Origin of the sequence: Candidatus Poriferisocius sp., assembly GCF_965204145.1 — a bacterium.
Classification (GTDB): Bacteria; Actinomycetota; Acidimicrobiia; order Acidimicrobiales; family Bin134; genus Poriferisocius.
Window position 1 is genome coordinate 159,366 of the sequence record NZ_OZ241977.1, and the last position, 23,409, is coordinate 182,774.

General features: G+C 62.3%; 19 protein-coding genes and 1 CRISPR repeat array. Of the genes, 14 read left to right on the forward strand and 5 right to left on the reverse strand.

The window, feature by feature from the left end; translation table 11 throughout:
* On the forward strand, positions 1-900 hold the full coding sequence (locus tag ACOGI7_RS00675) for an SDR family oxidoreductase (protein WP_419850006.1): 900 nt from the start codon (positions 1-3) through the stop codon (positions 898-900).
* Here ACOGI7_RS00675 and ACOGI7_RS00680 read toward each other — a convergent pair.
* Positions 897-2,120: an acyl-CoA dehydrogenase family protein gene (locus ACOGI7_RS00680; protein WP_419850007.1), complete on the reverse strand. Its 1,224-nt coding sequence runs from the start codon at positions 2,118-2,120 to the stop codon at positions 897-899. The genes ACOGI7_RS00675 and ACOGI7_RS00680 overlap by 4 nt on opposite strands.
* A 112-nt stretch (positions 2,121-2,232) precedes the next feature.
* Between ACOGI7_RS00680 and ACOGI7_RS00685 the strand changes: the two genes are divergently transcribed.
* The 9 genes from ACOGI7_RS00685 (at position 2,233) to ACOGI7_RS00725 (ending at position 17,280) form a co-directional block, all read left to right on the forward strand.
* The gene (locus tag ACOGI7_RS00685) at positions 2,233-3,369 is read left to right on the forward strand and encodes an LLM class flavin-dependent oxidoreductase (RefSeq protein WP_419850008.1); all 1,137 of its coding nucleotides are present in this window, start codon (positions 2,233-2,235) and stop codon (positions 3,367-3,369) included.
* Positions 3,370-3,403: 34 nt separating this feature from the next.
* A complete protein-coding gene (locus ACOGI7_RS00690) occupies positions 3,404-4,429 on the forward strand; it encodes a nucleotidyltransferase domain-containing protein (RefSeq protein ID WP_419850009.1) in 1,026 nt (341 codons plus the stop codon).
* A 1,135-nt stretch (positions 4,430-5,564) separates the two neighbouring features.
* Complete coding sequence (gene cas7u, locus ACOGI7_RS00695) at positions 5,565-6,839, forward strand: type I-U CRISPR-associated RAMP protein Csb1/Cas7u (protein ID WP_419850010.1); 1,275 nt, start codon at positions 5,565-5,567, stop codon at positions 6,837-6,839.
* A gap of 3 nt (positions 6,840-6,842) precedes the next feature.
* Positions 6,843-8,507, forward strand: a complete 1,665-nt coding sequence (gene csb2 / locus ACOGI7_RS00700) for a type I-U CRISPR-associated protein Csb2 (RefSeq protein WP_419850011.1) — start codon at positions 6,843-6,845, stop codon at positions 8,505-8,507.
* Positions 8,500-11,262: a type I-U CRISPR-associated helicase/endonuclease Cas3 gene (gene cas3u, locus ACOGI7_RS00705; RefSeq protein WP_419850012.1), complete on the forward strand. Its 2,763-nt coding sequence runs from the start codon at positions 8,500-8,502 to the stop codon at positions 11,260-11,262. Before csb2 ends, cas3u begins: the two co-directional genes overlap by 8 nt.
* Complete coding sequence (locus tag ACOGI7_RS00710; RefSeq protein WP_419850013.1) at positions 11,259-12,146, forward strand: hypothetical protein; 888 nt, start codon at positions 11,259-11,261, stop codon at positions 12,144-12,146. Before cas3u ends, ACOGI7_RS00710 begins: the two co-directional genes overlap by 4 nt.
* Position 12,147: 1 nt before the next feature.
* The gene (cas1, locus tag ACOGI7_RS00715) at positions 12,148-13,779 is read left to right on the forward strand and encodes a CRISPR-associated endonuclease Cas1 (RefSeq protein WP_419850014.1); all 1,632 of its coding nucleotides are present in this window, start codon (positions 12,148-12,150) and stop codon (positions 13,777-13,779) included.
* 3 nt (positions 13,780-13,782) lie between these two features.
* Positions 13,783-14,082: a CRISPR-associated endonuclease Cas2 gene (gene cas2, locus ACOGI7_RS00720; protein WP_419850015.1), complete on the forward strand. Its 300-nt coding sequence runs from the start codon at positions 13,783-13,785 to the stop codon at positions 14,080-14,082.
* A 170-nt stretch (positions 14,083-14,252) separates the two neighbouring features.
* A CRISPR array of direct repeats spans positions 14,253-16,101; the repeat unit is 36 nt; unit sequence GTTCGGGGGGTTATAGAACCCCCCCTTCATTGAAGC.
* 507 nt (positions 16,102-16,608) lie between these two features.
* The gene (locus tag ACOGI7_RS00725) at positions 16,609-17,280 is read left to right on the forward strand and encodes an NYN domain-containing protein (RefSeq protein WP_419850016.1); all 672 of its coding nucleotides are present in this window, start codon (positions 16,609-16,611) and stop codon (positions 17,278-17,280) included.
* 20 nt (positions 17,281-17,300) lie between these two features.
* Here ACOGI7_RS00725 and ACOGI7_RS00730 read toward each other — a convergent pair whose 3' ends face one another.
* Together ACOGI7_RS00730 and ACOGI7_RS00735 are read right to left on the reverse strand one after the other, a co-directional pair.
* Positions 17,301-17,708, reverse strand: a complete 408-nt coding sequence (locus ACOGI7_RS00730) for a PPOX class F420-dependent oxidoreductase (protein WP_419850017.1) — start codon at positions 17,706-17,708, stop codon at positions 17,301-17,303.
* A 31-nt stretch (positions 17,709-17,739) separates the two neighbouring features.
* Positions 17,740-18,396 (reverse strand): nitroreductase family protein, encoded by a 657-nt coding sequence (locus tag ACOGI7_RS00735; RefSeq protein ID WP_419850018.1) that lies wholly within the window; start codon positions 18,394-18,396, stop codon positions 17,740-17,742.
* Positions 18,397-18,457: 61 nt separating this feature from the next.
* Between ACOGI7_RS00735 and ACOGI7_RS00740 the strand changes: the two genes are divergently transcribed.
* Positions 18,458-19,240, forward strand: a complete 783-nt coding sequence (locus ACOGI7_RS00740) for a class II aldolase/adducin family protein (RefSeq protein ID WP_419850019.1) — start codon at positions 18,458-18,460, stop codon at positions 19,238-19,240.
* 22 nt (positions 19,241-19,262) lie between these two features.
* Here the strand turns inward: ACOGI7_RS00740 and ACOGI7_RS00745 are convergent, their stop codons facing one another.
* Positions 19,263-19,658, reverse strand: a complete 396-nt coding sequence (locus ACOGI7_RS00745) for a GntR family transcriptional regulator (protein WP_419850020.1) — start codon at positions 19,656-19,658, stop codon at positions 19,263-19,265.
* Positions 19,659-19,787: 129 nt separating this feature from the next.
* Here ACOGI7_RS00745 and ACOGI7_RS00750 point away from each other — a divergent pair, with 129 nt between their 5' ends.
* The 3 genes from ACOGI7_RS00750 to ACOGI7_RS00760 all read left to right on the forward strand — a co-directional run bounded on the left by ACOGI7_RS00750 (position 19,788) and on the right by ACOGI7_RS00760 (position 22,558).
* Positions 19,788-20,126: a P-II family nitrogen regulator gene (locus ACOGI7_RS00750; RefSeq protein ID WP_419850021.1), complete on the forward strand. Its 339-nt coding sequence runs from the start codon at positions 19,788-19,790 to the stop codon at positions 20,124-20,126.
* 64 nt (positions 20,127-20,190) lie between these two features.
* Positions 20,191-21,378, forward strand: a complete 1,188-nt coding sequence (locus ACOGI7_RS00755; protein ID WP_419850022.1) for an acyl-CoA dehydrogenase family protein — start codon at positions 20,191-20,193, stop codon at positions 21,376-21,378.
* Between the two features lie 37 nt (positions 21,379-21,415).
* Positions 21,416-22,558: an acyl-CoA dehydrogenase family protein gene (locus ACOGI7_RS00760; protein WP_419850023.1), complete on the forward strand. Its 1,143-nt coding sequence runs from the start codon at positions 21,416-21,418 to the stop codon at positions 22,556-22,558.
* On the opposite strand, the gene ACOGI7_RS00765 is transcribed toward ACOGI7_RS00760, so the two are convergent.
* Positions 22,559-23,407: an enoyl-CoA hydratase/isomerase family protein gene (locus ACOGI7_RS00765; RefSeq protein WP_419850024.1), complete on the reverse strand. Its 849-nt coding sequence runs from the start codon at positions 23,405-23,407 to the stop codon at positions 22,559-22,561.
* Positions 23,408-23,409 lie beyond the last annotated feature (2 nt).

The window sequence follows — 23,409 nt, forward strand, 5'->3', positions numbered from 1 at the left end:
ATGGCCGGCATAGCCGACGGCCGAGTGGTGGTGATCACCGGGGCGGCGCGGGGACTGGGCCGGGCCCACGCCCTGGAGTTCGCCGCCGAGGGGGCCAGGGTGCTGGTCAACGACCTGGGGGTGGAGCGCGACGGCTCGGGTGGCGCATCCGAACCGGCCCAGGAGGTGGTGGCCGAGATCCGGGCCATGGGAGGCGAGGCCGAGGCCAACGCTGCCGATGTGGCCGACTGGGACCAGGCCGAAGCCATGATCGCCCAGGCCATCGACACGTGGGGTCGCCTCGACACGCTGGTGTGCAACGCAGGATTTTTGCGCGACCGGATGCTGGCCAACATGAGTGAGCCGGAGTGGGACGCCATCATGCGGGTCCACCTCAAGGGGCATTTCGCCCCGGCCCGCCATGCGGTGGCCCACTGGCGGGATCGGTCCAAGGCCGGCGAGGACGTGCGAGGGCGGCTCATCAACACCAGTTCCGGGGCCGGGCTCTTGGGTTCGATCGGCCAGGGAAACTACGCCGCGGCCAAGGCCGGGGTGGCGGCGCTGACCATCCAGCAGGCCGCGGAGTGGGGCCGCTACGGGGTGGCGGTGAACGCCATCGCCCCCGACGCCCGCACCAGAATGACTGCCGGGATCATGTACACCGAGGAGGCTCCCGAGGGTTGGGACGAGAAAGACCCGGCCAACGCGTCGCCGCTGGTGGTGTGGCTGGGGTCGGATGCGTGCGACGTAACCGGCCGAGTGTTCGAGATCGCCGGCGGAGCGCTCAACGTGTGCGACGGCTGGCAGCACGGCCATGTGGTGGACGTGGGCCGCAAGTTCGCGGCTGCTGAAGTCGGTGACGCGGTGCGGGCTTCTATTGCCGCTTCGCCTGATCCGGCGCCGGTCTACGGAGCGAGCTAGCTGGGTATATCCCGGAAGGGGACGCCTTTGTCTACTCGGATGTCGGGAGGGAGGCCCAGCACCTTCTCGCCGATGGTGTTGCGCTGGATGTTGTCGGTGCCGCCGCCGATGCGCGACGCCCACTGACCCAGGAACTCGTATTGCCAGCGCCCCTCGTCTCGGGCGTTGTCGCCGTGGAGCATCCCAGCTGCGCCGCTCATGGCCATCACCAAGTCGCCCATCTCCCCGAAGTGCAGCGATATGGCCAGCTTCATGGTGGAGCTTTCAGGGCCGGGGAGCTCTCCTCGGCTGGTCGCGGTGCGAACCCGGTACCCCTGATACTTCAGGATCTCCATGCGGGTGTAGGTCTTGGCCAGCTCCTGGCGGATGACCGGATCCTGGTCGGTGCCGGTCTGCTGGGCCAGCTTCACCAGCTCGTTGAACCGGGTCCGTGCGTTGGACCCGCCGATCAGGGCCCGCTCGTTGGACAGGGTGGTCATGATCGGACCCCAGCCGGTGTTGACCCCGCCGAGGATGTTCTCGTGGGGGATCCGCACATCCGACAAGAACACCTCGTTGAAGTGGGCCGCGCCGGTGATCTGCACCAGCGGGCGCACCTCGATGCCGGGGGTGTTCATGTCCACCAGGAAATATGTGATGCCCCGGTGCTTGGGCTGGTCGGGATCGGTGCGGGTCAACAGGATGCCCCAGTCGCTGTACTGGGCGCCCGAGGTCCACACCTTCTGGCCGTTCACCACCCACTCGTCGCCGTCGCGCACCGCGGTGGTCCGCAACCCGCCCAGATCTGATCCGGCCACCGGCTCGGAGAACAGCTGGCACCACACCTCCTCGCCCTTGAGCATGGCGGGCAGGAACCGCTCCTTTTGGGCATCGGTGCCGTGGCCGATGATGGTGGGGCCGGCCATGCCGATGCCCACTGCGAACACCCCTGTGGCCGCCACCCGCTTGGCCTCCTCCTCTTTGAAGATGCCTTCGTGGATGCCGCTCAGCCCCTTGCCGCCGTATTCAGTGGGCCAGGTGATGGAGCCCCAGCTGCCGTCGTACTTGGTGCGCTGCCACGCCTTGCACCGGGCCACGTAGGCGTTCTCGACGTCCGGATCGGAGATGGTAATGGCCGTCTGGTCACGGGCGCCGCCGCCGTCGGCCGGGACGTTGGCGTCGAGCCACTCAATGCACTCGGCTCGAAAGGCGGCTTCTTGGGGGGTCTCGTCGAAATCCATGCCGTGATGATGGTAGCCAGAGGGTTCTGGGCAGACCCCACCGGACAGCGGGGCAAACGGCAGTGATTGCCAGCATTCGGGCTCGACAGGCCAGGAGTGGTTCAATGGCGACGTGAAATTCTCCATGATCTTCGAAGCCCAGATGGCCGATCCATCCCGCGAGGTCGAGCAGCAGGTCATCCGAGACTGCGTGGATCAGGCGGTGTTGGCCGAGGAGGTGGGTTTCGACCGAGTGTGGGCGGTGGAGCACCACTGCTTGAAGTGGTATGCCCACATGAGCGCCCCGGAGATCTTCTTGACCTGGGTGGCAGCTCGCACGTCTCGCATCCGCATCGGCCACGGGGTGGTGTGCATGCCGTTCGGCTACAACCACCCGCTGCGGGCCGCGGAGCGCATCGCCATGCTGGACGTGCTGTCGGGCGGGCGGCTCGACGTGGGCGCCGGTCGGGGGGCCACCCTCCAGGAGATGTCGGCATTCGGGGTGAAGCCCGAGGACACCTACGCCCAGGTGGAAGAGTCGCTGCGGATCATCTCCAACTGCTGGCGCGACGACGAGTTCGAGTGGGACGGCCTGCTCGACATCTCACCCCACCCGATTCTGCCCCGGCCGGTGCAAGACCCCCATCCGCCGCTGTACCTGGCCTGCACCAAGGTGGACACCGTGAAGCTGGCCGCCGAGTTGGGCATCGGGGCGCTGGTGCTGGGCTTCGCCGGTGCCGACGAGATCCGGTTGATGAAGGAGACCTACGACGAGGCCATAGCCACCCGCACCGGCGAGCGGTTCGTGAGCGACCACCCCAACGACTGGTTCTCGGCGCTGTGCCCCACCACGATCCTCGACGACCGGGACGAGGCCTTCCGCATTGGAGCCCGGGGCCAGCGGTTCTTCGCCGAGGCCATCATGCACTGGAACCTGGGCACGCCCCCGCCGAGGGCCGGATCAGCCGACGAGGACACCGCCGCGGCCATCGACGAGGCGGTGGGCAACGTTCACGCCAAGATCAGCGAGATGAACATCCCGCTAAGCCCCAACGCCACCAGCACCTTCAACATCGAGCACGCCTACGGCAACTACGAAGACGCCATCCGCTACGTGAGCGAGCTCGAGGCCGTCGGCTGCGACGAGATCATGTGCATGATCCAAATGGGCACCATCCCCCAAGAGGTCATGCTAGAAACCATCCGCCAATTCGGCCACCACGTCATCCCCCACTTCCGCGCCAAGCAAGAAGCCGCCGTCCCGGCCTGACCAGTTTTCGAGCCCGCCCCGGTAACATCGGGCGATGGCGACCCTCGTTGTCGGCAAGGCACCGACGCTTGATGATGCCGCCCAGGCTGCGGAGGCCATGGCCGCGGCCGACCCGCACATTGTCCGTGTCATCGTCTTCGGGTCGGTGGCCAAGCAGACCCAGAAGGCTGACTCCGACATCGACCTCATCGCTATCACCGCGGTACCACGGGCGGTCAGCATCGACCACGGCGCCGCGCAGTACGCCCTGCGCCAGGCGGCTGAGGCCGCACGCGGGATCAAATGCGAGGTCATCCTCACAACTATCGGCGAATGGGAGTGGAGCTTGGAGCATGCCCGCTCCTCCGTTTTCGGAGAAGCGCACGCTCACGGCATCACCCTCATGCAGCGCCCCTGCCCACCTCCGGCCCCATGGGCCGAGGAGACCGCCGTGCTGCAAGACGACTGGGGCCTCGCCCTCAAAGACCTGGATGAGGCCCACCGCAAGAACCTGGAAGTGGTCCGAATACTCGAGTCCATCCCCGGCGAGATAGCCACGGGGGAGTGGTCTCCTGCCGACCGCAACTACGCCTATGAGTCTGCGCTGGAATCCGCCCACATGAGCATCGAGAAGAGCCTGACCGCGCTGGGCCGGCTTCATCTCCGCCGGTATCTCGACAACACCCACAACATCGACGTCATGGCCGGCAAGCTCCGGCCCACCCCCTCAGGCTCGTTTGTCGATGCCGTCCTCGACACGCTCGACACCGCCGAGCGCGACGGCGCCCACACCAACTGGAGGCTCGCCCCCTACCTGGGCCAGTCGGACTCATTCCAGCAGATGATCACCCCCGAGAACACCGCCCACCACATACGCGCCGCCGCCGACCTCCTAGAACACGCGCTAGCCGCCATCGCCAGCTCTCCCCTGCGCCCCAACCCCATCCCCACCCACGAAGCCGCCACCCTCAACCGCTGCGCCCAACTCATCGACCACCTCCGCCACCACGCCAACCCTGAGTACCTACGAACGGGAACCGGGAGCCTCGATCTGTCGAAAGCAGAAAATACTGAAATTTAGTGAAAGCATCTAATATCAGTTGCCAGCAGCGCCTCGAACATGTATCGTGGTCCCGTGGCTACATCGGCAATTGCGAGCGTGATCGGGGTTTTTGGTGCCCTACTGGTGGCCGTGCTCGCCATGATGTGGCGGTCGATTGCTGACCTCGGACGGGAAATGCGTCAGTTCGGGAAACGGCTGGTCCGGCTCGAGGTCGAGGTGCGGCACCTGACCTCCCACCTCCCACCCCCAAACCCTCCGTCGCCCGCTGGCTGAGGGGGCCACCATTGCCCTCGAATCGAAACCGCCCCGTACTCTCTCCCAGAGTGTTATCTGCCGAGTGCGATGGGGGAGCGAGCGATGCCACCCCCTCTGTGCCAGCAGAGGAACCAAATGACGCCATCACCCTGTGAGCACTGCCGACTCCGAGCACATTGAGGGTCAGGGTTGCCTCGACGAGTCCTCTCAAGCAGCACCCGACTCAACTCTTGAAGAAGTCATCGAGCGTATTGAAGGAAGGGATCTAGGCCAGTTGACCAGTGAAGATGCTGTAGCCGCCCTTGAAGCCGAACGTGCCCGTCGTATGGTGCCGGCTGAGTCGCCCGGGTCAAAACGCTCAACTGCCCCATCCTGACCGGCGTTGTCCGTCTTGCCTTTGCCTCCGGTCTGACCGACTTTCGATCGTCCGATGTGCCGAACGGTTCGATTCCAGAATCTTCTTGGGTATCCTGACGGACCGATCCGATGTCCCGTACCCACTCGCCCGCTGCAAGCCCTGCACGGACCCCGGCCCGCTTGCCCACGCCTATAGCCTCGACCTCGTACAAGTCGAGGCCGCTATCCGGTTCGAGCAGAGGCTCGCCAACCGCAAGATCATCGCCTACCAAGCCGCTTGACCGCTCCGGCTAGCCCCTGTCGTCCTGCCGCTTCCAGTCGTTGATTGTCGCCAAGCGGTTACCCAGCCATCCACAGAGCTTGAAGAGCCTCACCTTCACCAAGGTGCGCTTCCGCAGCTTTGCGAGCCGCAGCGCGGCACCAGGCCGGGCAGCGACCTGCTCATGTAGCTGCTGGTAACTCTTGGTTGAGGGCATATTGTCATCACCTCTTGATAACTTCGCCGACACTATCTGCCAATAGATGAAGAGGAGAGGGCTTTATGACCCCACAAGCACAGGGAGATGGGAACGTCTCTCAACTGACTTACGAGAAACTGCGGGGTGCGGTTGCCGGAGGAGCTGTCGCGCTGCGGTCGCTGACCGAGTTGCAGCCTGTGGATGGGCCTGGTGGGAAGGTGTTCCCGCCGACTTATGCCGTCAACGCGGGGCACAAGTACGCCGTCGAGACCCGTCAAGTGGGTGATCGTGAGGTGCAGACGGTGCTTCTGGACTCGGTGGCTTCACAGGCGAATCGGGCAGAGTTAGCTCTGTTGGAGGGCTGGGACGCTGGTGAGTTGAGGTTCCCAGTCCCCTACGTCGACTTCACGACGGAGAACGGTGAGTTCGACGACGTCGACCGGTTGACAGTGTTGGAGGTTCCTCACCGGCTTGCCGATGCGATCTTCCGCGACAGCCTTCTTGATGGCACGCTGTTTCGGCTATCTGAGGTAGGTCGAGCGATTACCGATGCGCAGCCTCGCAACGCCACTGCTCTATTTCGGTATGCCCCTACTGCGCTGCTGTTCGGCCAGTGGGACTCCACTGGGCCCAAAGGTGGTCTGGGGTCCAAGTTCCAGAGGGCATACGTGTCTGAGATCGTCGGGCACGACGTGCAGATCGGACGCAAGGTCGGCAGTCGGCTGGATCCGCTTCAGATAGAGAAGCTGGATTCAGAGAAGCGCGTCTATCAGCATCGCAATCCTGAAGAGGTGTGGACCGTAGAGGAGAGCGAGGCAGAGTTAGACAGCAAAGGCAAGCCCATCTATGCCAAGCGGAAAAGTGGTGAGGGCGAGGACGGACAGCCGTCCAAAATCAACCATGGCAATATTCCCCCTGACATTGATTCAGCGTCTGGTGGCGTAACCATTTCGACCGCGATGCAGACCACCGTGATCTCACTGGCCGCTCTTCGCCGTCTGCGGTTTGCCGGCCACAGCCGAGAGGCGCAAGTCGCAGCACGGACTGCGGTCGCCGCTCTTGGTGTTGCCGCACTCGTCTTGCAGCACGAAATGGATCACGACCTGCGCTCTCGCTGCCTTCTGATCCCACAGCATGCGCCGCGAATTGAACTCGTTGGTCGAGATGGTGCAGCACCAGAGAGTGTCGAAGTCGACCGCGATGCCGCAGCTCAGATTCTGACCCAATCAGCACAGGCATCGGCTGATCTGGATTTGGGGTGGGAAACCGCCGAGATCAAGCTCCAGCCAGCCCCCAAGCTGCTTGAGCTACTCCGACGCAGTCGTGAGGTTTCCGCACGCGAGACTCCAGGGGAGTGATACGTGCTCGCTATTGAGGTCAACTTCCTCACCGGCCGGTTCGTGGCCACCGCGCACAACGACCGTGAAGCTAGCGAGTGGCCACCGCACCCGGCCAGATTGTTCTCAGCCCTCGTGGCTGGCTGGGCCGAAGCCGGTGAAGATGATGCCGAGCGGGAGGTTCTGGAGTGGCTGGAAGCTCAGCCAGCCCCATCTCTTGCGGCTTCTGAGGCCGATCCCCGCAGAGTCGTGAGCTATTTCGTGCCGGTAAACGACACCAGGATCATCAGCGGAGCCTGGTACGAGCGTCGCAGCCAGAATCTCGACAAGCTGGAAGATCAATTCGAATCTGAGATCGAGCGATCAGATGGTGAACTGACCAAGAAGGCCGAGAGGACCCGCGACAAGATTCAGAAAGAGCTAGATGTTGATAGCCAAGTGTCCAATGCAGGGACGACGTCGGTTAAGTCGGCTCTGGAGTTGCTGCCTGACGGCAGGATCAAGCAAGAACGGCACTTTCCATCGGTCACTCCAGTCGAGCCACGGGTGACTTTTGTTTGGCCGGATGCCGAACTCCCGGAAGCAGTGAGGAATTCGCTGGATGACTTGCTCAACAGGGTCACCCGCCTTGGGCACTCATCATCACTGGTGTCTTGTCGCCTAGTCGACGATCCCTCAGCACCCAATTGGAGCCCAGGTGCTGGAACTCATGTCCTTCGCTGCACAGGCACTGGGCAGCTTGCCGCGTTGAGGGAGAGATTTGAGCAGCACCAGGCCATCAAGCCGAGATCGCTTCCGTTCTCAGCAGTCCGCTATAGCGAGGCAGCGAGCGAGTCTGGATCGCCGCCGCCCCTGCGTTCGGACACGGCTGGGAATTGGATCGTCTTCGAGTTTCTTGCGAAATCACGGCGGTTTCCAGCTTCGCGGACGGTTGAGGTTGCCTCCGCCATGCGGGCGGCAATCATGTCCTATGCTGAGGATCCGATCCCTGAAGGTCTGAGCGGCCATCAATCCTCTGGCACCCCGACATTGGATCCGCACGTGGCATTCTTGCCACTGCCCTATGTCGGATTCGAACACGCTGACGGCAGGATTATGGGCTTGGCAATGTCTCTGCCCGAATCTTTGGACCATGAATCCCGGCAGGCAACCTTGCGGGCCATCGGCCATTGGGAGCAAGAGACTGACTATCTGACCCTCACATTCGGCAATAGCGGGATACTTCAACTCCAGAGGCGAACTGGCCCGATTGACCTCGTCTCGATCAGGCCAGAGCTATGGCAAAGGTCCTCGCTGCAATGGGTATCGGCCACCCCGGTTGCCCTGCCAACCCATCCGGGGCCGTTGAGCAAGGGAAGTGCGGCGGCCCGTTCCAAAGCCTGGGATCGAGCCGAGCAGGCCGTTGTTGCTTCCTGCCGCCATGTCGGTTTGCCAGAGCCAGCTGAGGTAGAGCTGTCGCTCGATCCCTTCATTCGAGGCGCTAGGCCCGCGGCTGATTTTCCACCGTTCCATCAGCGGGGTCGCGATGGCAAGCCGGTGGCTCGTCGGCTCGTCCATGTCGCTTTGTCGTTTGGGCAGCATGTCCAGGGTCCGCTGATGCTCGGGGCTGGCCGTTTCCTGGGTCTCGGTCTCATGAGGCCTACTGGAGATTCAGGGTCGACGGTGAGTGGCGGGGGCACCAATGACTGAGCTTCAAGCTTGCGACTTCCCCTCCTATTTCCATGAGGTACACGGCCACGACCCATTTCCCTGGCAGCATCGCCTTACTACTCAGGTGCTCGAAGAGGGCCATTGGCCTGAAGTTATTGACCTGCCCACCGGAACCGGTAAGACCGCTGTTCTGGATACGGCAGTGTTCGCTCTTGCAGCCCAGCCGGAATTGTTCCCTCGCCGAGTGGTGTTTGTCATTGATCGCCGGATCGTGGTGGATCAGGTGATCGAACGAGCCCAGCTCATACAGAAGAAGATCCAAGAAGGTCCAGCTTCAGTTTTGCGGCTCATGAAGGAACGCTTGAGAGAGGTCGGCGGGGAATCACTGCTTAGGGTGGTGGCACTGCGGGGGGGTATCCCAATCGACGGAGAATGGGCCCGTCGGCCCGACGAGCCCTGGGTGATGGTGTCCACAGTGGACCAATTCGGATCTCGGCTTCTGTTCCGCGGCTATGGAATCACCCCGAAGATGCGCCCCGTTCATGCCGGCTTGGCTGGCAACGACTGCCTGGTCATTCTCGACGAAGTCCATCTCAGCCGAGCCTTCGCTCAGGCATTGCAAGAAGTGAGTGCTTTGAGCAGCAACGGGCGTCTCCCCAGGAGGTTTCAAGTAGTCGAGATGTCGGCCACCACAACGAACTCCGGCGGGCATCAGGAGCCCTTCCGGTTGACTGAGGAAGACCTGGCCGGTTCCGATGAGCTCCGCCGTCGCGCTAAGGCTTCAAAGTCAGCAAAGCTGCGGGATGCCGGAACGAAGCAGCCGCATATCTCCATCCCATCTGATGTGAAGAAGATCCTGAAGTCAGAGCTGGGTGAGTCGGTTAGAAGCGTAGGAGTGATCGTCAATCGAGTTCGTACTGCCCGAGAGACCCATCGGGCGCTCTTGGAGGCAGGCTACTCAGCGCACCTGATCACCGGTCGTATGCGCCCCCTTGACAAAGCAAGGTCATTGGAAGCGATATCAGCATTGGTCGATCCCGACAAGCAGCTAGATGGTGAGGGTCTGACTGTCGTTGTCGCTACTCAAGCCATCGAGGTCGGTGCCGACTTCAGTTTCGAAGCGTTGATTACCGAAGCCGCTCCCATCGACAGTCTGCGGCAGCGGTTTGGTCGACTCGACCGGAGGGGCACCCTTGCCGAGCAGACTGGCGAGCCAGCTAGAGCCTGGATTGTGGGGGCCAAGTCTGCCCTCAACCCCAAGCGGCCTGATCCTGTATACGGTCACTCGGCTCGAGCTACCTGGGAGGAGTTGCAAAGGCTAGAGGGCTTCGAGGCCATTGACTTCAGCCCATGCTCTGAGACCCCTCATCAGTTCCCCGACGAGTGCTTTGCCCCCGCGGCCCCAGCGCCTCTCCTTCTTTCCACCTACATGGATGCCTGGGTACAGACCAATCCCGAGCCAGTGGTGCAACCGGCGGTGGACTGGTTCCTGCACGGCATCGAGCAAGAGCCGCAGGTCGCGGATGTGTCCATCGCCTGGCGCCATGACCGATCTCTTCGGGCGCTGAGAGAGGTTCCGCTTCGCCCGGCTGAATATCTCCAAGTTCCCATCAATGCGGTCAAGGCCTGGCTTGGTGGGGCAGAAGAGGAAGTGCCCGTGGCTGATGTCAACGGTAGCTCTTACGAAGAAACCAAGTACTTGGACGGTGCGGCGAGTTCGGAATGGTGCCGATGGCAAGGACACGAAGAGGGTCCTGTGCCGATTTCTGTGACCGCCATCCGACCCGGAGACATCCTTGTTGTGGATCCACTCCGAGGCGGCCTGTCTGGCGGCACCTGGGATCCGAATTCAACCGATCCTGTAGACGACCTCGGAGACGAGGCGCAGCACGCGTACGGACAGCGTTTCACGCTTCGGCTCGACCAGCGACTGTTGCCTGAGTCTGATGGATGGTCGACTCCGCCAAAACCAGATGACGAAGACACTGCCCTGCGGCCACTTTCAGATCGGGTCGATGACTGGCTGACCGAGGCCGAGTCCCTGGCTGGCCTCAGTAGATGGCAACGGGAAGCAATCGGAAAATTGAGGACCGGTAGTGAGGTCAGGAATCTGGACGATGGCTACTACGTGCTCGTCTCCGGCAAGATCGATCCTTCAACCTTGGATGGGTCAGACCAGTCGTCATCATTTACTGGTTCTGGGGTTACTTTGCGTAAGCACCTGAGCGGCGTAGGGGAGCGGGCAGCCGACTACGCCCGCCGGCTTGGCCTGAGCGACGAGATCCAGGCCGACCTCAAGCTCGCTGCCCAACTACATGATCTCGGCAAGGTAGATCCTCGGTTTCAAGAGCAGATGGTCGGAAATGACGAAGTACGGCAAGCCATGCTGGATGAGCCCTTAGCTAAATCACTTCCTGACGCGCGACCCTCTCCTCACAAGCGGCCACCTGTCAGGCACGAGATCATGAGTGTCGCCATGGTCCAGTCCAATCTCGATGTCTTGGCTGGTGCCCACGACCCTGATCTGGTCTTGCACCTGGTGGGGACCCATCATGGGCAGGCGAGGCCCCTGCCGCCCATCCCGGCGGATGACTGTCCTGAAACGCTCAAGTTTGATCACGAAGGCATCCCAATGGAGGCGAGCACCGCCTTGTTAGACGGTCCTCTAGCACTTGAGATGGCCGACCGCTTCTGGCGCCTGGTCGAACGCTACGGGTATCACGGTTTGGCATGGTTGGAGGCCATCCTCCGACTAGCCGACCACCAGCAGAGCGCAGAGGAGGCCAGGCAGTGACTGGCACCCACCTCACTGGTCTTGAAGGCACGAATCCTCTTGGTTTCTTCGCCGCGCTAGGTGTTCAAGTTGCGTTCGATGGTGCCACGGACGTCCCCAGACTTTGGTGGAGTGATGATGTAGTGCCTCACGCAGTGGTTGACGATTCGTTCTCTGTAGAGGAAATCGCTGACCGGGCGATGGAGGTGTTTCCAGCGTGGTTGGAGAGTCCTGCCATCAGCACTGGTCTCGAGCCGTCTGGCGATGTGAAGTTCAAGGAGTCGGACATCGCTACCTATCTCGCCGGATCGCGACATAGCGGACCAGGGGCTGATCTTGCAGCTTGCCTGGTAGCTCAGGGCAGCCTCGACAACAGCGGGGTAGCGAAACCAACTGACCTCTATTTCACAGCGGGTCAGCAGAAGTTCTTGAAAATGGTGAGAGAAGTCCTCAGCGGGGTAACGGCTGAAGATCTCAAGATCGGGCTGACCGGGCCTTGGCCTTACCAGAGCGAGTTAAGTTCATTGATGTGGGATGTCGCAGACGACAGCAACTACGCCCTGTCTGCCGGCGACCCATCGAAAGGTAAGAAGCTGACCAACCCAGGTCCAGAGGCCCTCGCCATTTTGGGCATCAGCAGATTTCCGGTGTTCGGCAGTTCGGGTCGGACACTGACCCAAGGAGCATCTGGTGGCTGGAAGCGCGGATCGTTCACATGGCCCATATGGACCAAACCTGCATCACATCGGGTTGTCGCCTCACTGCTGGCTCATGCTGCCAGTGCTCAAGAAGACCTATTGCCAGCCTGGGGCGTCAGTCGAGTGATGCAGTCTGCGATTCGACGCAGCAGCCAGGGGGGATATGGGACCTTCGGCCCTCCAGAGGTGATCTGGTCTCGTGAGTGACGTGCCTGACCTCGTTCCGGCCAGAATGGTCAACGAGTTCGAGTACTGTCCGCGGCTGTTCTACTTGGAGTGGGTCCAGTCTCGCTTCGAAGACAACCCCTACACCGTCGAAGGCCGCTATGTCCATCGAAACGTGGATGCTGGTGGGGGGCGCATTGACGACCCCGATGAAGACAGCCCCGTGCGCAAGGCGAAGTCAGTCACCATCAGTTCTGAAGACCTGGGGATAATCGCCAAAGCGGACATCATCGAGGGCAAGGGGAACAAGGTCACCCCGGTTGAGGTGAAGCGCGGACGGCCGCCAAAGCATGGCCCGGCGTGGTCTCCTGAGCTTGTGCAAATCTGCGCCATCGGCCTCATACTTCAGGACAACGGGTATGACTGCTCAGAGGGGCAGATCTTCTTTGCCGAGCCTCGTGAGCGCGTCAAGGTGCCCTTCGACGAGAAGCTGGTGCGGCAGACCCTGAACGTGCTGAGAGACTTGAAGGAGGTTGCTGGCTCTCCTGATCCGCCGCCTCCACTCGTTGACAGCCCCAAATGCCCTCGATGCTCTCTCGTGGGTATCTGCTTGCCTGACGAAACGAACCTCCTGGCTGACCGGTCGGATGTTCCGCCCCGGCGCTTGACACCCAGGGATTCCGCGGCCCGGCCCCTCTATGTGACAGAACAGGGAACCAGGATTGGAGTCAGGAAGGGGAGGGTCACGGTTTCTCAGCAGAAGGAGGTTCTCCAAGAGGTCAGGCTGATTGATGTCTCCCAAGTTTCCATTTACGGAAATGTGCAGATCAGCTCCCAGGCGATGCGAGCGATGTTCGACCAGCAGGTTCCAGTCTGCTGGTTTTCCTACGGCGGGTGGTTCCAGGGCATCGCCCATGGGCTGCCGTCCAAGCACGTTGACCTTCGGAGGCGTCAAGTTGCCATTGCGGCGCAGGCGGGATTGCCGATAGCCCAAAAGATGATCGAAGGGAAGATCCGCAACTCAAGGACACTGCTGCGACGGAACTCTCGAAGTGAAGTCAAGCCAATCTTGGAGCAGTTGAAGGCGACTGCCGACCAGACTGCTGAGGTAGACACCGTTGAATCGCTGCTAGGTGTGGAAGGTGTCGCAGCCCGGCTCTATTTCTCACAGTTTTCGGCGATGTTGAAAGACGACACGTTGGGCATCTTTGACTTCCAAGGACGAAATAGAAGACCTCCTAGAGATCCCATCAATTGCCTGCTCTCCTATGGGTACTCTTTGCTGACAAAAGATCTGACTGCCGTCGCGCTGGCTGTAGGGTTTGATCCCTACTTGGGTGTCTTCCACAAGCCGAGATTTGGACGCCCAGCGCTGGCTCTTGACCTCGCTGAGGAGTTCCGCCCCCTCATTGCCGACTCAGTTGTGATCAACGTAATCAACAATGGCGAGATCCAGGAGAACGGATTCATAGTAAGAGCTCAAGGTGTTGCATTGACTCAGCAAGGCCGCCGGTCATTCATTGCGGCTTATGAACGCCGTCTTGATCAAGAAGTGACCCATCCAGTTTATGGCTACAAGATCACCTACCGGCGCGTCCTGGAAGTCCAAGCGCGAATGCTGGGCGCGTATCTGCTTGGCGAGATTCCCGAGTACGTGCCGTTCATGACGAGGTAGCCCATGGCACAAGGACGCAAGAGATTCTTGGTGGCGTATGACATCCGCGATCCCAAGCGCCTTCGGAAAGTTCACAAGACGATGGTGGGCTACGGCTGGTCGATGCAGTACAGCGTGTTCATCTGCGACCTTGATGCCATGGAGCTGATCGCCATGAAGACCGAACTAGGAGAGATCATCCATCATGCTGAAGACTCCATTGCTATGATCGACATCGGTGATCCGAGCCAGAGGGGTAGAGACTGCTTCCAGTTCATGGGAGTATCCATCCCTCTGCCGACCAGCGGCCCCGTCATTCTGTGATGCGAGCGCTGAGGTGGGCTGTGAAATACCCGGCAGCGCTCGAAACCGCATGAATCCAAGGATTATGGCGTTCTTTGACAACTGAATATGACCCAGAAAATGCTTCCTAACCATAACCGCTCGCAATCGTCCGCATACCAGCAGGTCACTGCAGACGTTTAGAGCGAGCGGTTCGGGGGGTTATAGAACCCCCCCTTCATTGAAGCGTGAATAAAAACTTCGAAGTCGTCATCATCCATGAGGTTCGGGGGGTTATAGAACCCCCCCTTCATTGAAGCGTTGTAATTCGCTCCCCGGTATTGCTTTAGCACGCTAGTTCGGGGGGTTATAGAACCCCCCCTTCATTGAAGCAAGTCCCACAGCACGCCATACGAACCGGGCTGATGGGTTCGGGGGGTTATAGAACCCCCCCTTCATTGAAGCGAGTTTGGTGTTGAGGCTGACGTTGGCACCAACGTCGTTCGGGGGGTTATAGAACCCCCCCTTCATTGAAGCGGCAATGGCCCACTTCATCAAGGTCGCCTAGTCGCTTGTTCGGGGGGTTATAGAACCCCCCCTTCATTGAAGCAAACACGCGCCGGGATTGGTCGATCTGATGCGCTCAGTTCGGGGGGTTATAGAACCCCCCCTTCATTGAAGCCCCAGGAACGAGGCCGCCCGGCCGAAGTAGTTGGGCGTTCGGGGGGTTATAGAACCCCCCCTTCATTGAAGCGGGCAAACTTGGGGATTCTTCGAGCATCAATTAGGGCGTTCGGGGGGTTATAGAACCCCCCCTTCATTGAAGCAAGATGGCGTTGAGCGCTACCCGCCGGAACACTTCGGGTTCGGGGGGTTATAGAACCCCCCCTTCATTGAAGCGCCGCGGAGGTGATCGGCGAGCCGATGCGCCGTCCGGTTCGGGGGGTTATAGAACCCCCCCTTCATTGAAGCCCGGGTTCCGCCGGGGAGTCTACCGGACCGGAGGGGTTCGGGGGGTTATAGAACCCCCCCTTCATTGAAGCCGGAGGTCATGTCAGGTGGTCCATTCGCCGGTGCTGATGGTTCGGGGGGTTATAGAACCCCCCCTTCATTGAAGCGTCGCCGGTGAGCATGGCCCCGATGGTCGGGTCGAACGGGTTCGGGGGGTTATAGAACCCCCCCTTCATTGAAGCCCCGACGACGCCGGAGCGGTCAACAAAAGGTGCGGCGTTCGGGGGGTTATAGAACCCCCCCTTCATTGAAGCTGGGCCAGCCACATTGGATGGCGCTTCGGCAGTTTCGTTCGGGGGGTTATAGAACCCCCCCTTCATTGAAGCTGAGAGCCAGTTCATGAACTCACCGAGGACTTCCCCGTTCGGGGGGTTATAGAACCCCCCCTTCATTGAAGCCTGTCAGCCACTTGTGCCGCCTTCTGGGCGGACTTGGTTCGGGGGGTTATAGAACCCCCCCTTCATTGAAGCGCGCTGCTGCTGGCGCTGGAGGGTGTCGCTGAGCGCGTTCGGGGGGTTATAGAACCCCCCCTTCATTGAAGCGGCGCAACCCACATAAGCACCGCCACAGCGTCGCGGGTTCGGGGGGTTATAGAACCCCCCCTTCATTGAAGCTCCTCCGACGCCAGCGGGCTGGCCTTGGAGAACTTCGTTCGGGGGGTTATAGAACCCCCCCTTCATTGAAGCACGGCTTCGTCTGCGCCGAGATGGGATGGCGGGGCGACGTTCGGGGGGTTATAGAACCCCCCCTTCATTGAAGCGCCACCGCGTGCGCCCGCAGCGCCGTCACTATGGCCGGTTCGGGGGGTTATAGAACCCCCCCTTCATTGAAGCTGGTGCTTCGCCGGGCCGACGCCGCCTTCGCGTATGGTTCGGGGGGTTATAGAACCCCCCCTTCATTGAAGCCACAAGAAGGGCGCGATGTACATGCCGTGCGAGTCGGTTCGGGGGGTTATAGAACCCCCCCTTCATTGAAGCTCGCAGATGAGGGTTGGTGGTGGTTTACGTTGGGCATGTTCGGGGGGTTATAGAACCCCCCCTTCATTGAAGTGACATTCGGCGGCGTGCGATGGCCGAGAAGCTGACGAGTTCGGGGGGCCAATGAGCCCCCCTTCATTGAAGCGAGAAGCAGCTCGGCGTGGTACTCGATCAGCGGTTCTAGCGCCTCTGGCGTTGCTGCCACCCACGGCTCGATGATGGACAGCCCGAATTCCGGTGGCTTGCAACCGATTGGCGCCTATGCTGGGGGCATAACCCCCTGATCGCTTCGTCGTTCAGGATTCGAGGCCCCTCCATGGAGGGGCCTCTGTTATTTCTATGCTGCTGGTCTGCTCATAACGCGGCCGTATCCAGAGAGTCTCGCAACCTCTCTTCGGGAGGTCTTGGGCGGAGTCGATCGCCGCAATTTCTAGAAAGCAGAACTGCCCTCCACCGATGTGGAGGGCAGTTCTCGTTCTTAGCGGTCACCCGCTAAGACAGCTCTAGATGTCATCATACGGCGAGGTTGTGCTGGTTTGCTAGCAATATTCCATTTGGTACTTCTGAGGGGTTGACGAGCGTGGGTGTACGAACAGCGGCCTTCGTCGATGGCTTGAACCTATATCACGGTCTTCGAGACGAGGGGTTCCTGAAGTTTCGCTGGCTCGATATCGAGGGCATGGTCGACTCGTTAGCCGCTGACGCTGGTGGATCGCTTGGCAAGTCCCTGGATGTCACTCGAGTCGTCTACTGCACGAGCCTGGTCGCTAACAAGCAGGCAGCTCGACGACAAGACATCTATCTCCAGGCATTGGAGCAGCACTGCGCACGTCTCGAGATCCGGCGGGGATCGTACGAGGAGAAGGTGCGTGAGTGCACAGGCTGCGGAGCAGATGTCGGATTTCAAACAGAGAAGCAGACCGACGTGAATCTCGCCGTCGAAATGGTGATGGAAGCTGCAAAGCCGGAAGACCAGAGGGCCGACGTCCAGCTTCTCGTGACCGGCGACACCGATCTGCTCCCAGCAGTTGGTGCCGTGCGATCCTACGGGGTCCAGGTAGTGGTAGTCGCACCTCCGGCCCGCGGCCTTACCCGAGAGGCTTTCACGACCGTAGCGTCAAGATATCTTCGCGTGCGCCGCCGTCATCTACGGGATCATCCTCTTCCAGATGTCGTGCTGCGCCCAACGAGTGGCGGTGGTGAGTACCCATTACGGCCACCAAATGGCTGGATCTCCCCGGGCGATTGGTAGGTGGGCTCGTATCTGGGTTGCTACCCGGAGCGGTCGGGGCCGGCGCTTTGGATGTGGAACTTCACTAGGCAGCGCTGGTCGGTGATCATGGCTTGGCGGTATTCGTCCCAGTCGGGGTGCTCGCCTCGCAGGGTTCGGTAGTAGTCGACGAGCGGTTCCAACGCGTCCGGGCCGGAGATGATCTCGGCCTGGCACTCGATCTGCACCCAGTCGCCGAAGAAGTTGCGGGGGAACACGCACAGCCAGCCTCGGGGGTCGCGCCGCAGGTTCTTGGTCTTGTAGGCCGTTTCCCGTGTGCTCATCACCACCGTGTCGTCCACCACTGCCAGGGTGACGGGCGACATCTGGGGGGTGCCATCCGCCCTTGCGGTGGCCAAAACCGCGTTGGTGTTTTCTCGGACGTAGTCCAAGGCCTTTGCCGTGTCCATGATGGGATCCTAGGAGGCTGATGAATCCGCTCTACCAGCGGTTCCAGCGGGTGACGAGCTCGAGGGGCTCGCGGCGGGCGGGGCGGAAGTCGGTGCCGATGGTGTGGGCGAAGGGGATGAGGGCCAGCTGCATCACCTCGTCGTAGGGGATGCCCAGAAGATCGGCCGCCTCTTGCTCGTAGCAGAGGTGGATGGTGGTCCACACTGTGCCGATTCCCCGCTCCCGGGCGGCCAGCATGAACGACCACGCCGCTTGGATGACCGAGCCCACATGGGAGGCAACCGTTACCGGCGGATGGTCCCAAACCCGTCCCACCAGACACGGGATCAGCATGCCCGGCACCTCGTGAAGATGGGCGGACAAGTGGCCGGCCGAGGCGTACATCTTCTCGTTGGTGGCCTCTAGCTGGGTGGGTTCGGAGGGCTCGAGGCGGGGGAGCACCCCCAGGTAATCGCCGGCCACCTCGCTGGCTCGGCGGTACAGGTCGGCGAGGGCGGCGATGAGGTCGGGCTCGGTCACCACCATGAACCGCCAGTTCTGTCGGTTCGACCCGGTGGGGGCCTGCACCGCGATCTCCAGGCACTCGTTGATCAGTTCCGGTGCCACCGGTCGGGAGGTGTCCAGCCGCCGGCGCACCGCTCGGGTGGTGGTGAGCACCTCATCGGCACTCAAGTTCAGTTGGGCCATGCCACAGTTCTAGTCAGTCCAAGGGGTATTCATCTGCTCATTCCGCCAGTATCATCTGGCCATGGCACTGGCGCTGGACCGGTATCCGGACGTCACCTATGACGCCGCCCCTCCTGTGGTCACCGATCTTGAGGAGCTGCGCCTTTTGCGCAAGTGGGAGGCGGCTATCGGCTATCGCATTTTTGCCGCCATGCGCTGGGGGCAGACCGGCGACGGCCACATCACCGCCCGCGACCCGATCCTCACCGACCACTTCTGGGTGCTGGGCTACGGGATCCGCTTTGGTGATGCCACCATCGACAACCTCACCCTGGTGGGCCCCGACGGGCAGGGCGTGGCCGGACCTCTGGATCAAGGGGTGAACTTCGCGGCCTACTACATCCATTGGCCGATTCTGAATGCCCGCCCCGATCTGGCGTCGGCAGCCCACACCCACACTCCCTACGGCACCCCATGGTCGGCCAACGTCGAGCCGTTTCGGCCCATCAGCCAGGAGTCGTGTGCCTTCGTGTTCGACCAATCGCTCTACGACGGGGACAATCTCGAGGTGAACGATGTCGATGGCGGCGAGGCCATCGCCCAGGCCATGGGTTCCAGCCGGGTATGCATTCTCCGCAACCACGGGCTGCTCACCGGAGGGCGGTCACCGGGCGAGGCGGTGGGGTGGTTCGTGGCGGCCGAGCGGGTGGCCGAGGTGCACGTGAAGGCCCCTGACGCCAAGGCCATCAGCGAGGAGGCGGCCAAAGAAGTCGAGGCCTCGCTGTTCTCGGAGGACAACGGCTGGCGGATGTTCCAGTGGCTGGCCCGCGACCTGGTGCCCGACCCCTCGGTGGTGCTGGGCTGAGCCAACCCTGATCGAGGGGGCGTTAGCCGGAATCCAGATCGGGGTCGGAACGGGAGGCAAAGGTGGTCTCCAAGGCTGACAAGGCCGCTTGTTGGCCCACACCCAGACGATCGGCTTCGGCGGCAAAGGCTTCGGCGGCGTCGGCCAGTTGTCGTTCCACCACCGAGAACGCCACCGGGGGCTCGTCGACCACGAATGTGCCTGCCCGGCCTCGGCCCTCCATGATTCCCTCCCATTCCAGTTCTCGATAGGCCCGAGCCACCGTTCCCGGGGCCAAGCCCAGTTCTGTGGCCAGCGACCGGATGGGCGGCAGCCGCTCACGGGGCTTGAGCCGCCCCGACGACACCATCAACCGGAGCTGGGCCCGAAGCTGCTCATAGGGCGGGATTCGCGAGCTCTCGTCTATCCAGATCCGCACGCCGACATTGTACTAATGTACTGACTCATAAAGCACAATATCTAGAAAATTTTCGGGTTTTTCCCAGTTGTTGCCTAGTTTGTATTGACCTGATAGCGTCCTCATCGGCGACCAGAAAGGACGGCATCAATGAAGCTCATCACCGCGGTGGTTAAGCCGCATCAGGTCGAAGACATCAAGGAGGCGCTGGCCGAGGTCGGTGTCCAGGGCATGACGGTGAGTGAAGCTCAGGGCTTTGGTCGCCAGGGCGGTCACACCGAGACCTACCGGGGCACCGAGTACAAGGTGTCGTTCACTCCGAAGTCGCGTATCGAGGTGGTGGTAGATGATTCCTCGCTGGCCGCGGCCACCGAGGCCATTGCCGGCGCGGCCCGCACCGGCAAGATCGGCGACGGCAAAATCTGGACTTCCTCGGTGGAGGGCCTGACCCGCATCCGCACCGGGGAGCAGGGCGCCGACGCTCTCTGATTCGCTGCGTCTAACCCCTTCCAAAACGGTACGGCACCGCCGACGTTGCTAGCGTCGCGGCTCGGTGCATCTCGACTACACAGACGACCAGCGCGCCCTCAGCTCTGAGCTGGGAGCGTACTTCGCAGACCTGATGACCGATGAGGTCCGCGAGGCGCTCATGGGGGCCCACGAGACCAGCCCGGTCCGGCTGGAGATCTTCCGCCAACTGGGGCGGGACGGCATGCTGGGCATCGGCTGGCCCAAGGCCTATGGCGGCCAGGGGCGGTCGGTCATCGACCAGTTCATCTTCTTCGACGAGGCCCAGCGGTCGGGCTGCCCGATGCCGTTCGTCACCCTCAACACTGTGGGGCCCACACTGATGGCCCACGGCTCCGAAGAGCATAAGGCGGCCTATCTGCCGGGCATTTTGGCCGGCGAGATCCAGTTCGCCATCGGCTACAGCGAGCCGGGGGCGGGCACCGACTTGGCGTCGCTTACCACTCGGGCGGTGCGAGACGGCGATGAATGGGTGATCAGCGGCCAGAAGATATTCACCTCGGGGGCCAACGAAGCCGATTACATTTGGCTGGCCTGCCGGACCAACCCCGATGCCCCCAACCACAAGGGCATCTCCATCATCATCGTGCCCACCGACAGCCCCGGTTTTTCCCATACCCCGATCGTCACCGTGGGCAACGCCACCACCACGGCCACCTACTACGACGAAGTGCGGGTGCCGGTTGCCAACCTGGTGGGAGCCGAGAACGAGGGGTGGAAGCTCATCACCAGCCAGCTCAACCACGAGCGGGTGGGGCTGGCTGCGGTGGGGGCGTTGTCGTTCCAGCTTTACGACGAAGTGGTGGATTGGGCAGCCGCCACGCCGACTGCCGAAGGGGCCGGGACCACGGTGCTGGACCAGGGGTGGGTGCAGATGGACCTGGCCCGGTGCCACGCCAAGTTGGAGGCCATGAAGCTGCTCAACTGGCAGATGGCCGCCGCGGTGGCCGCCGATTCGTTGACCCCGGCGTCGGCGTCGGCGGTGAAGGTGTATGGCACCGAGGCGGTGAGCGACATCTATCACTTGCTATTGGGAGTACTGGGAGCGGGTGCCCATCTCCGAGAGGGAAGCCCAGGTGCATTGCTGGCTGGCCGGGTGGAGGCTGCGGCTCGCACCGCCCAAATCAACACCTTCGGCGGCGGGGTAAACGAAGTCCAGCGGGAGATCGTGGCCTGGACCGGGCTGAAAATGACTCGGGGCGGTCGGCGGTGAACTCGTTGCTAGGAGATTCGCAGGGGAGTGGTTCCCCGTGAACTTTGATTTCAACGAGTCGCAGGAGGCGGTGGCCGCGCTGGCCGAGCAGGTGTTCTCCGGTTCGGCAGGAGCCGACCGGGTGACCGAGGTGGAACGCACCTCTGATCGATTCGATAGGGAGCTCTGGGCTGCATTGGCCGCCTCCGATCTTCTGGGGGTGGCCATTGGCGAGGAACACGGCGGGCTGGGTCTCGGCATGATCGAGACCGCGTTGGTGCTCAGAGAGCAAGGCCGCCGAGTGGCGCCGGTGCCGCTGTGGCCCACGCTGGTACTGGGGGCCATGCCGATTTCCGAGTTCGGTACCCCTGCGCTGCGGGACCGCTGGCTGAGGGCGGTGGCTTCTGGAGAGGCGGTCCTCACTGGGGCGTTTTCCGAGTGGGGAGCTGACGATGCGCTTTCCCCGTCGGTGACCGCAGCCCGCCGCGACGATGGGAGCTGGGAGCTGACCGGGTCTAAGCCGGCAGTTCCCGCCGCTGGCGTGGCCGACGCCGTGGTATTGCCCGCTCGAGTAATCGGTGGCGGCGAGGGCGGAGATCTGGCGGTTTTCGTGGTGGGCCTCGACGCCGCGGGCGTGGAAGTAGAGCTGAGCGAGACCACCAACCGAGAGTTTCACGGCGAGCTGACGATGCGATCGGTGGTCGTCGGAGATGATGCAAGGCTGGAGGGTGCCGACGGTCGTTCGATTGCGGAGTGGACCCTGGTACGGGCCCAGGTGGCGGTGGCCGCGGTGGTGCTGGGCTGCTGCGAGGAGGCCACGGCAATGGCTGCGGCCTACACGTCTGAGCGCGAGCAGTTCGGACGCCCCCTGTCCACCAACCAGGGAGTGGCCATGAGGGCGGCAGACTGCTACATCGACAACGACTGCATGCGGGTCACTCTGCTCCAGGCTGCGTGGCTCATCGACGAGAGTCGCTCAGCGGCCGAGATCGCCGATGCCGCTGCGGTGGCCAAATGGTGGTCGGCCGACGCGGGCCAGCGGGTGGTGCACGCCACCCAGCACCTGCACGGGGGCATGGGTGCCGACATCGACTATCCCGTCCACCGCTACTTCCTATGGGTCAAGCAGCTGGAGAACACCTTAGGCGGCGGCAGTCGCCAACTGGCTGCTATCGGGCGCGGTTTGGCCGGAGCGGGGTAGCTACCAGCCCTTCCAGTTCGGGTCCCGCCGCTCCTTGAAGGCGTTGACCCCCTCGTCGGCGTCCTCGCCGGCCATGAGCACCTCTTGGGCCCAAGACTCCATCTCGAACATGGTCTGGCGGCTGGTCTCGAAGCTGCGGTTCACCAGCAGCTTGCTCATGGTCAGGCTCTTGGTTGGCTGGGCGGCCAGCCGCTCGGCCCAGGCCTGGGCGGTGGACATCAGCTCGTCGGGAGGCACCACCCGGTTGATCAGGCCCATGGCCGCCGCATCGGCTGCGCTCACGTCGTCGCCGAAGAACATCAGCTCCTTGGCCTTCTGGGGGCCGATCAGGCGAGGCAGCAAGTACACGCCACCGGCATCGGGCACCAGGCCCCGGCGCACGAACACCTCGATGAATCGCACCCCCTCGGCGGCGATCACCAGATCGCAGGCCACCGCCATGTGTACCCCCATGCCAGCGGCGGTGCCGTTGACCGCGGCGATCACCGGCTTCTCACAGTCCAAGATGGCCGATATCAGCTTCTGGGCCCCGACCTTGATGCCCCGAGCCACCTCCATGATGGCCCGGTCGGGAGCGCCCGGAGGCTGCACTCGTTCAGGCCGGGCCACCCGCAGGTCGGCTCCGGTGCAGAACCCCTTGCCGTTGGCGGTGAAGACCACCGCCCGAACCGACAGGTCTTCGCTGATGCGGGCAAACTCGTCGGCCAAAAAGTTCCGCTGGTCGGGAGTGATGGCGTTGTGGGCGTCGGGCCGGTTCAACGTGAGGGTGCGCACGCCACCGTCTTGGGCCACCAGGATGTCGCCGCCGAGGACCTCGGTGACCGTGCCGCCTTCTTCGTTGCTGCTCATCT

What these genes read in the sequence shown, in the direction of transcription:
- cas3u (WP_419850012.1), top strand. Translation starts at nt 8,500, where the DNA reads ATGACTGAGCTTCAAGCTTGCGACTTCCCCTCCTATTTCCATGAGGTA.
- ACOGI7_RS00750 (WP_419850021.1), top strand. Translation starts at nt 19,788, where the DNA reads ATGAAGCTCATCACCGCGGTGGTTAAGCCGCATCAGGTCGAAGACATC.
- ACOGI7_RS00740 (WP_419850019.1), top strand. Translation starts at nt 18,458, where the DNA reads ATGGCACTGGCGCTGGACCGGTATCCGGACGTCACCTATGACGCCGCC.
- ACOGI7_RS00680 (WP_419850007.1), bottom strand. Translation starts at nt 2,120, where the DNA reads ATGGATTTCGACGAGACCCCCCAAGAAGCCGCCTTTCGAGCCGAGTGC.
- cas7u (WP_419850010.1), top strand. Translation starts at nt 5,565, where the DNA reads ATGACCCCACAAGCACAGGGAGATGGGAACGTCTCTCAACTGACTTAC.
- ACOGI7_RS00765 (WP_419850024.1), bottom strand. Translation starts at nt 23,407, where the DNA reads ATGAGCAGCAACGAAGAAGGCGGCACGGTCACCGAGGTCCTCGGCGGC.
- ACOGI7_RS00730 (WP_419850017.1), bottom strand. Translation starts at nt 17,708, where the DNA reads ATGGACACGGCAAAGGCCTTGGACTACGTCCGAGAAAACACCAACGCG.
- ACOGI7_RS00735 (WP_419850018.1), bottom strand. Translation starts at nt 18,396, where the DNA reads ATGGCCCAACTGAACTTGAGTGCCGATGAGGTGCTCACCACCACCCGA.
- ACOGI7_RS00690 (WP_419850009.1), top strand. Translation starts at nt 3,404, where the DNA reads ATGGCGACCCTCGTTGTCGGCAAGGCACCGACGCTTGATGATGCCGCC.
- cas2 (WP_419850015.1), top strand. Translation starts at nt 13,783, where the DNA reads ATGGCACAAGGACGCAAGAGATTCTTGGTGGCGTATGACATCCGCGAT.
- ACOGI7_RS00675 (WP_419850006.1), top strand. Translation starts at nt 1, where the DNA reads ATGGCCGGCATAGCCGACGGCCGAGTGGTGGTGATCACCGGGGCGGCG.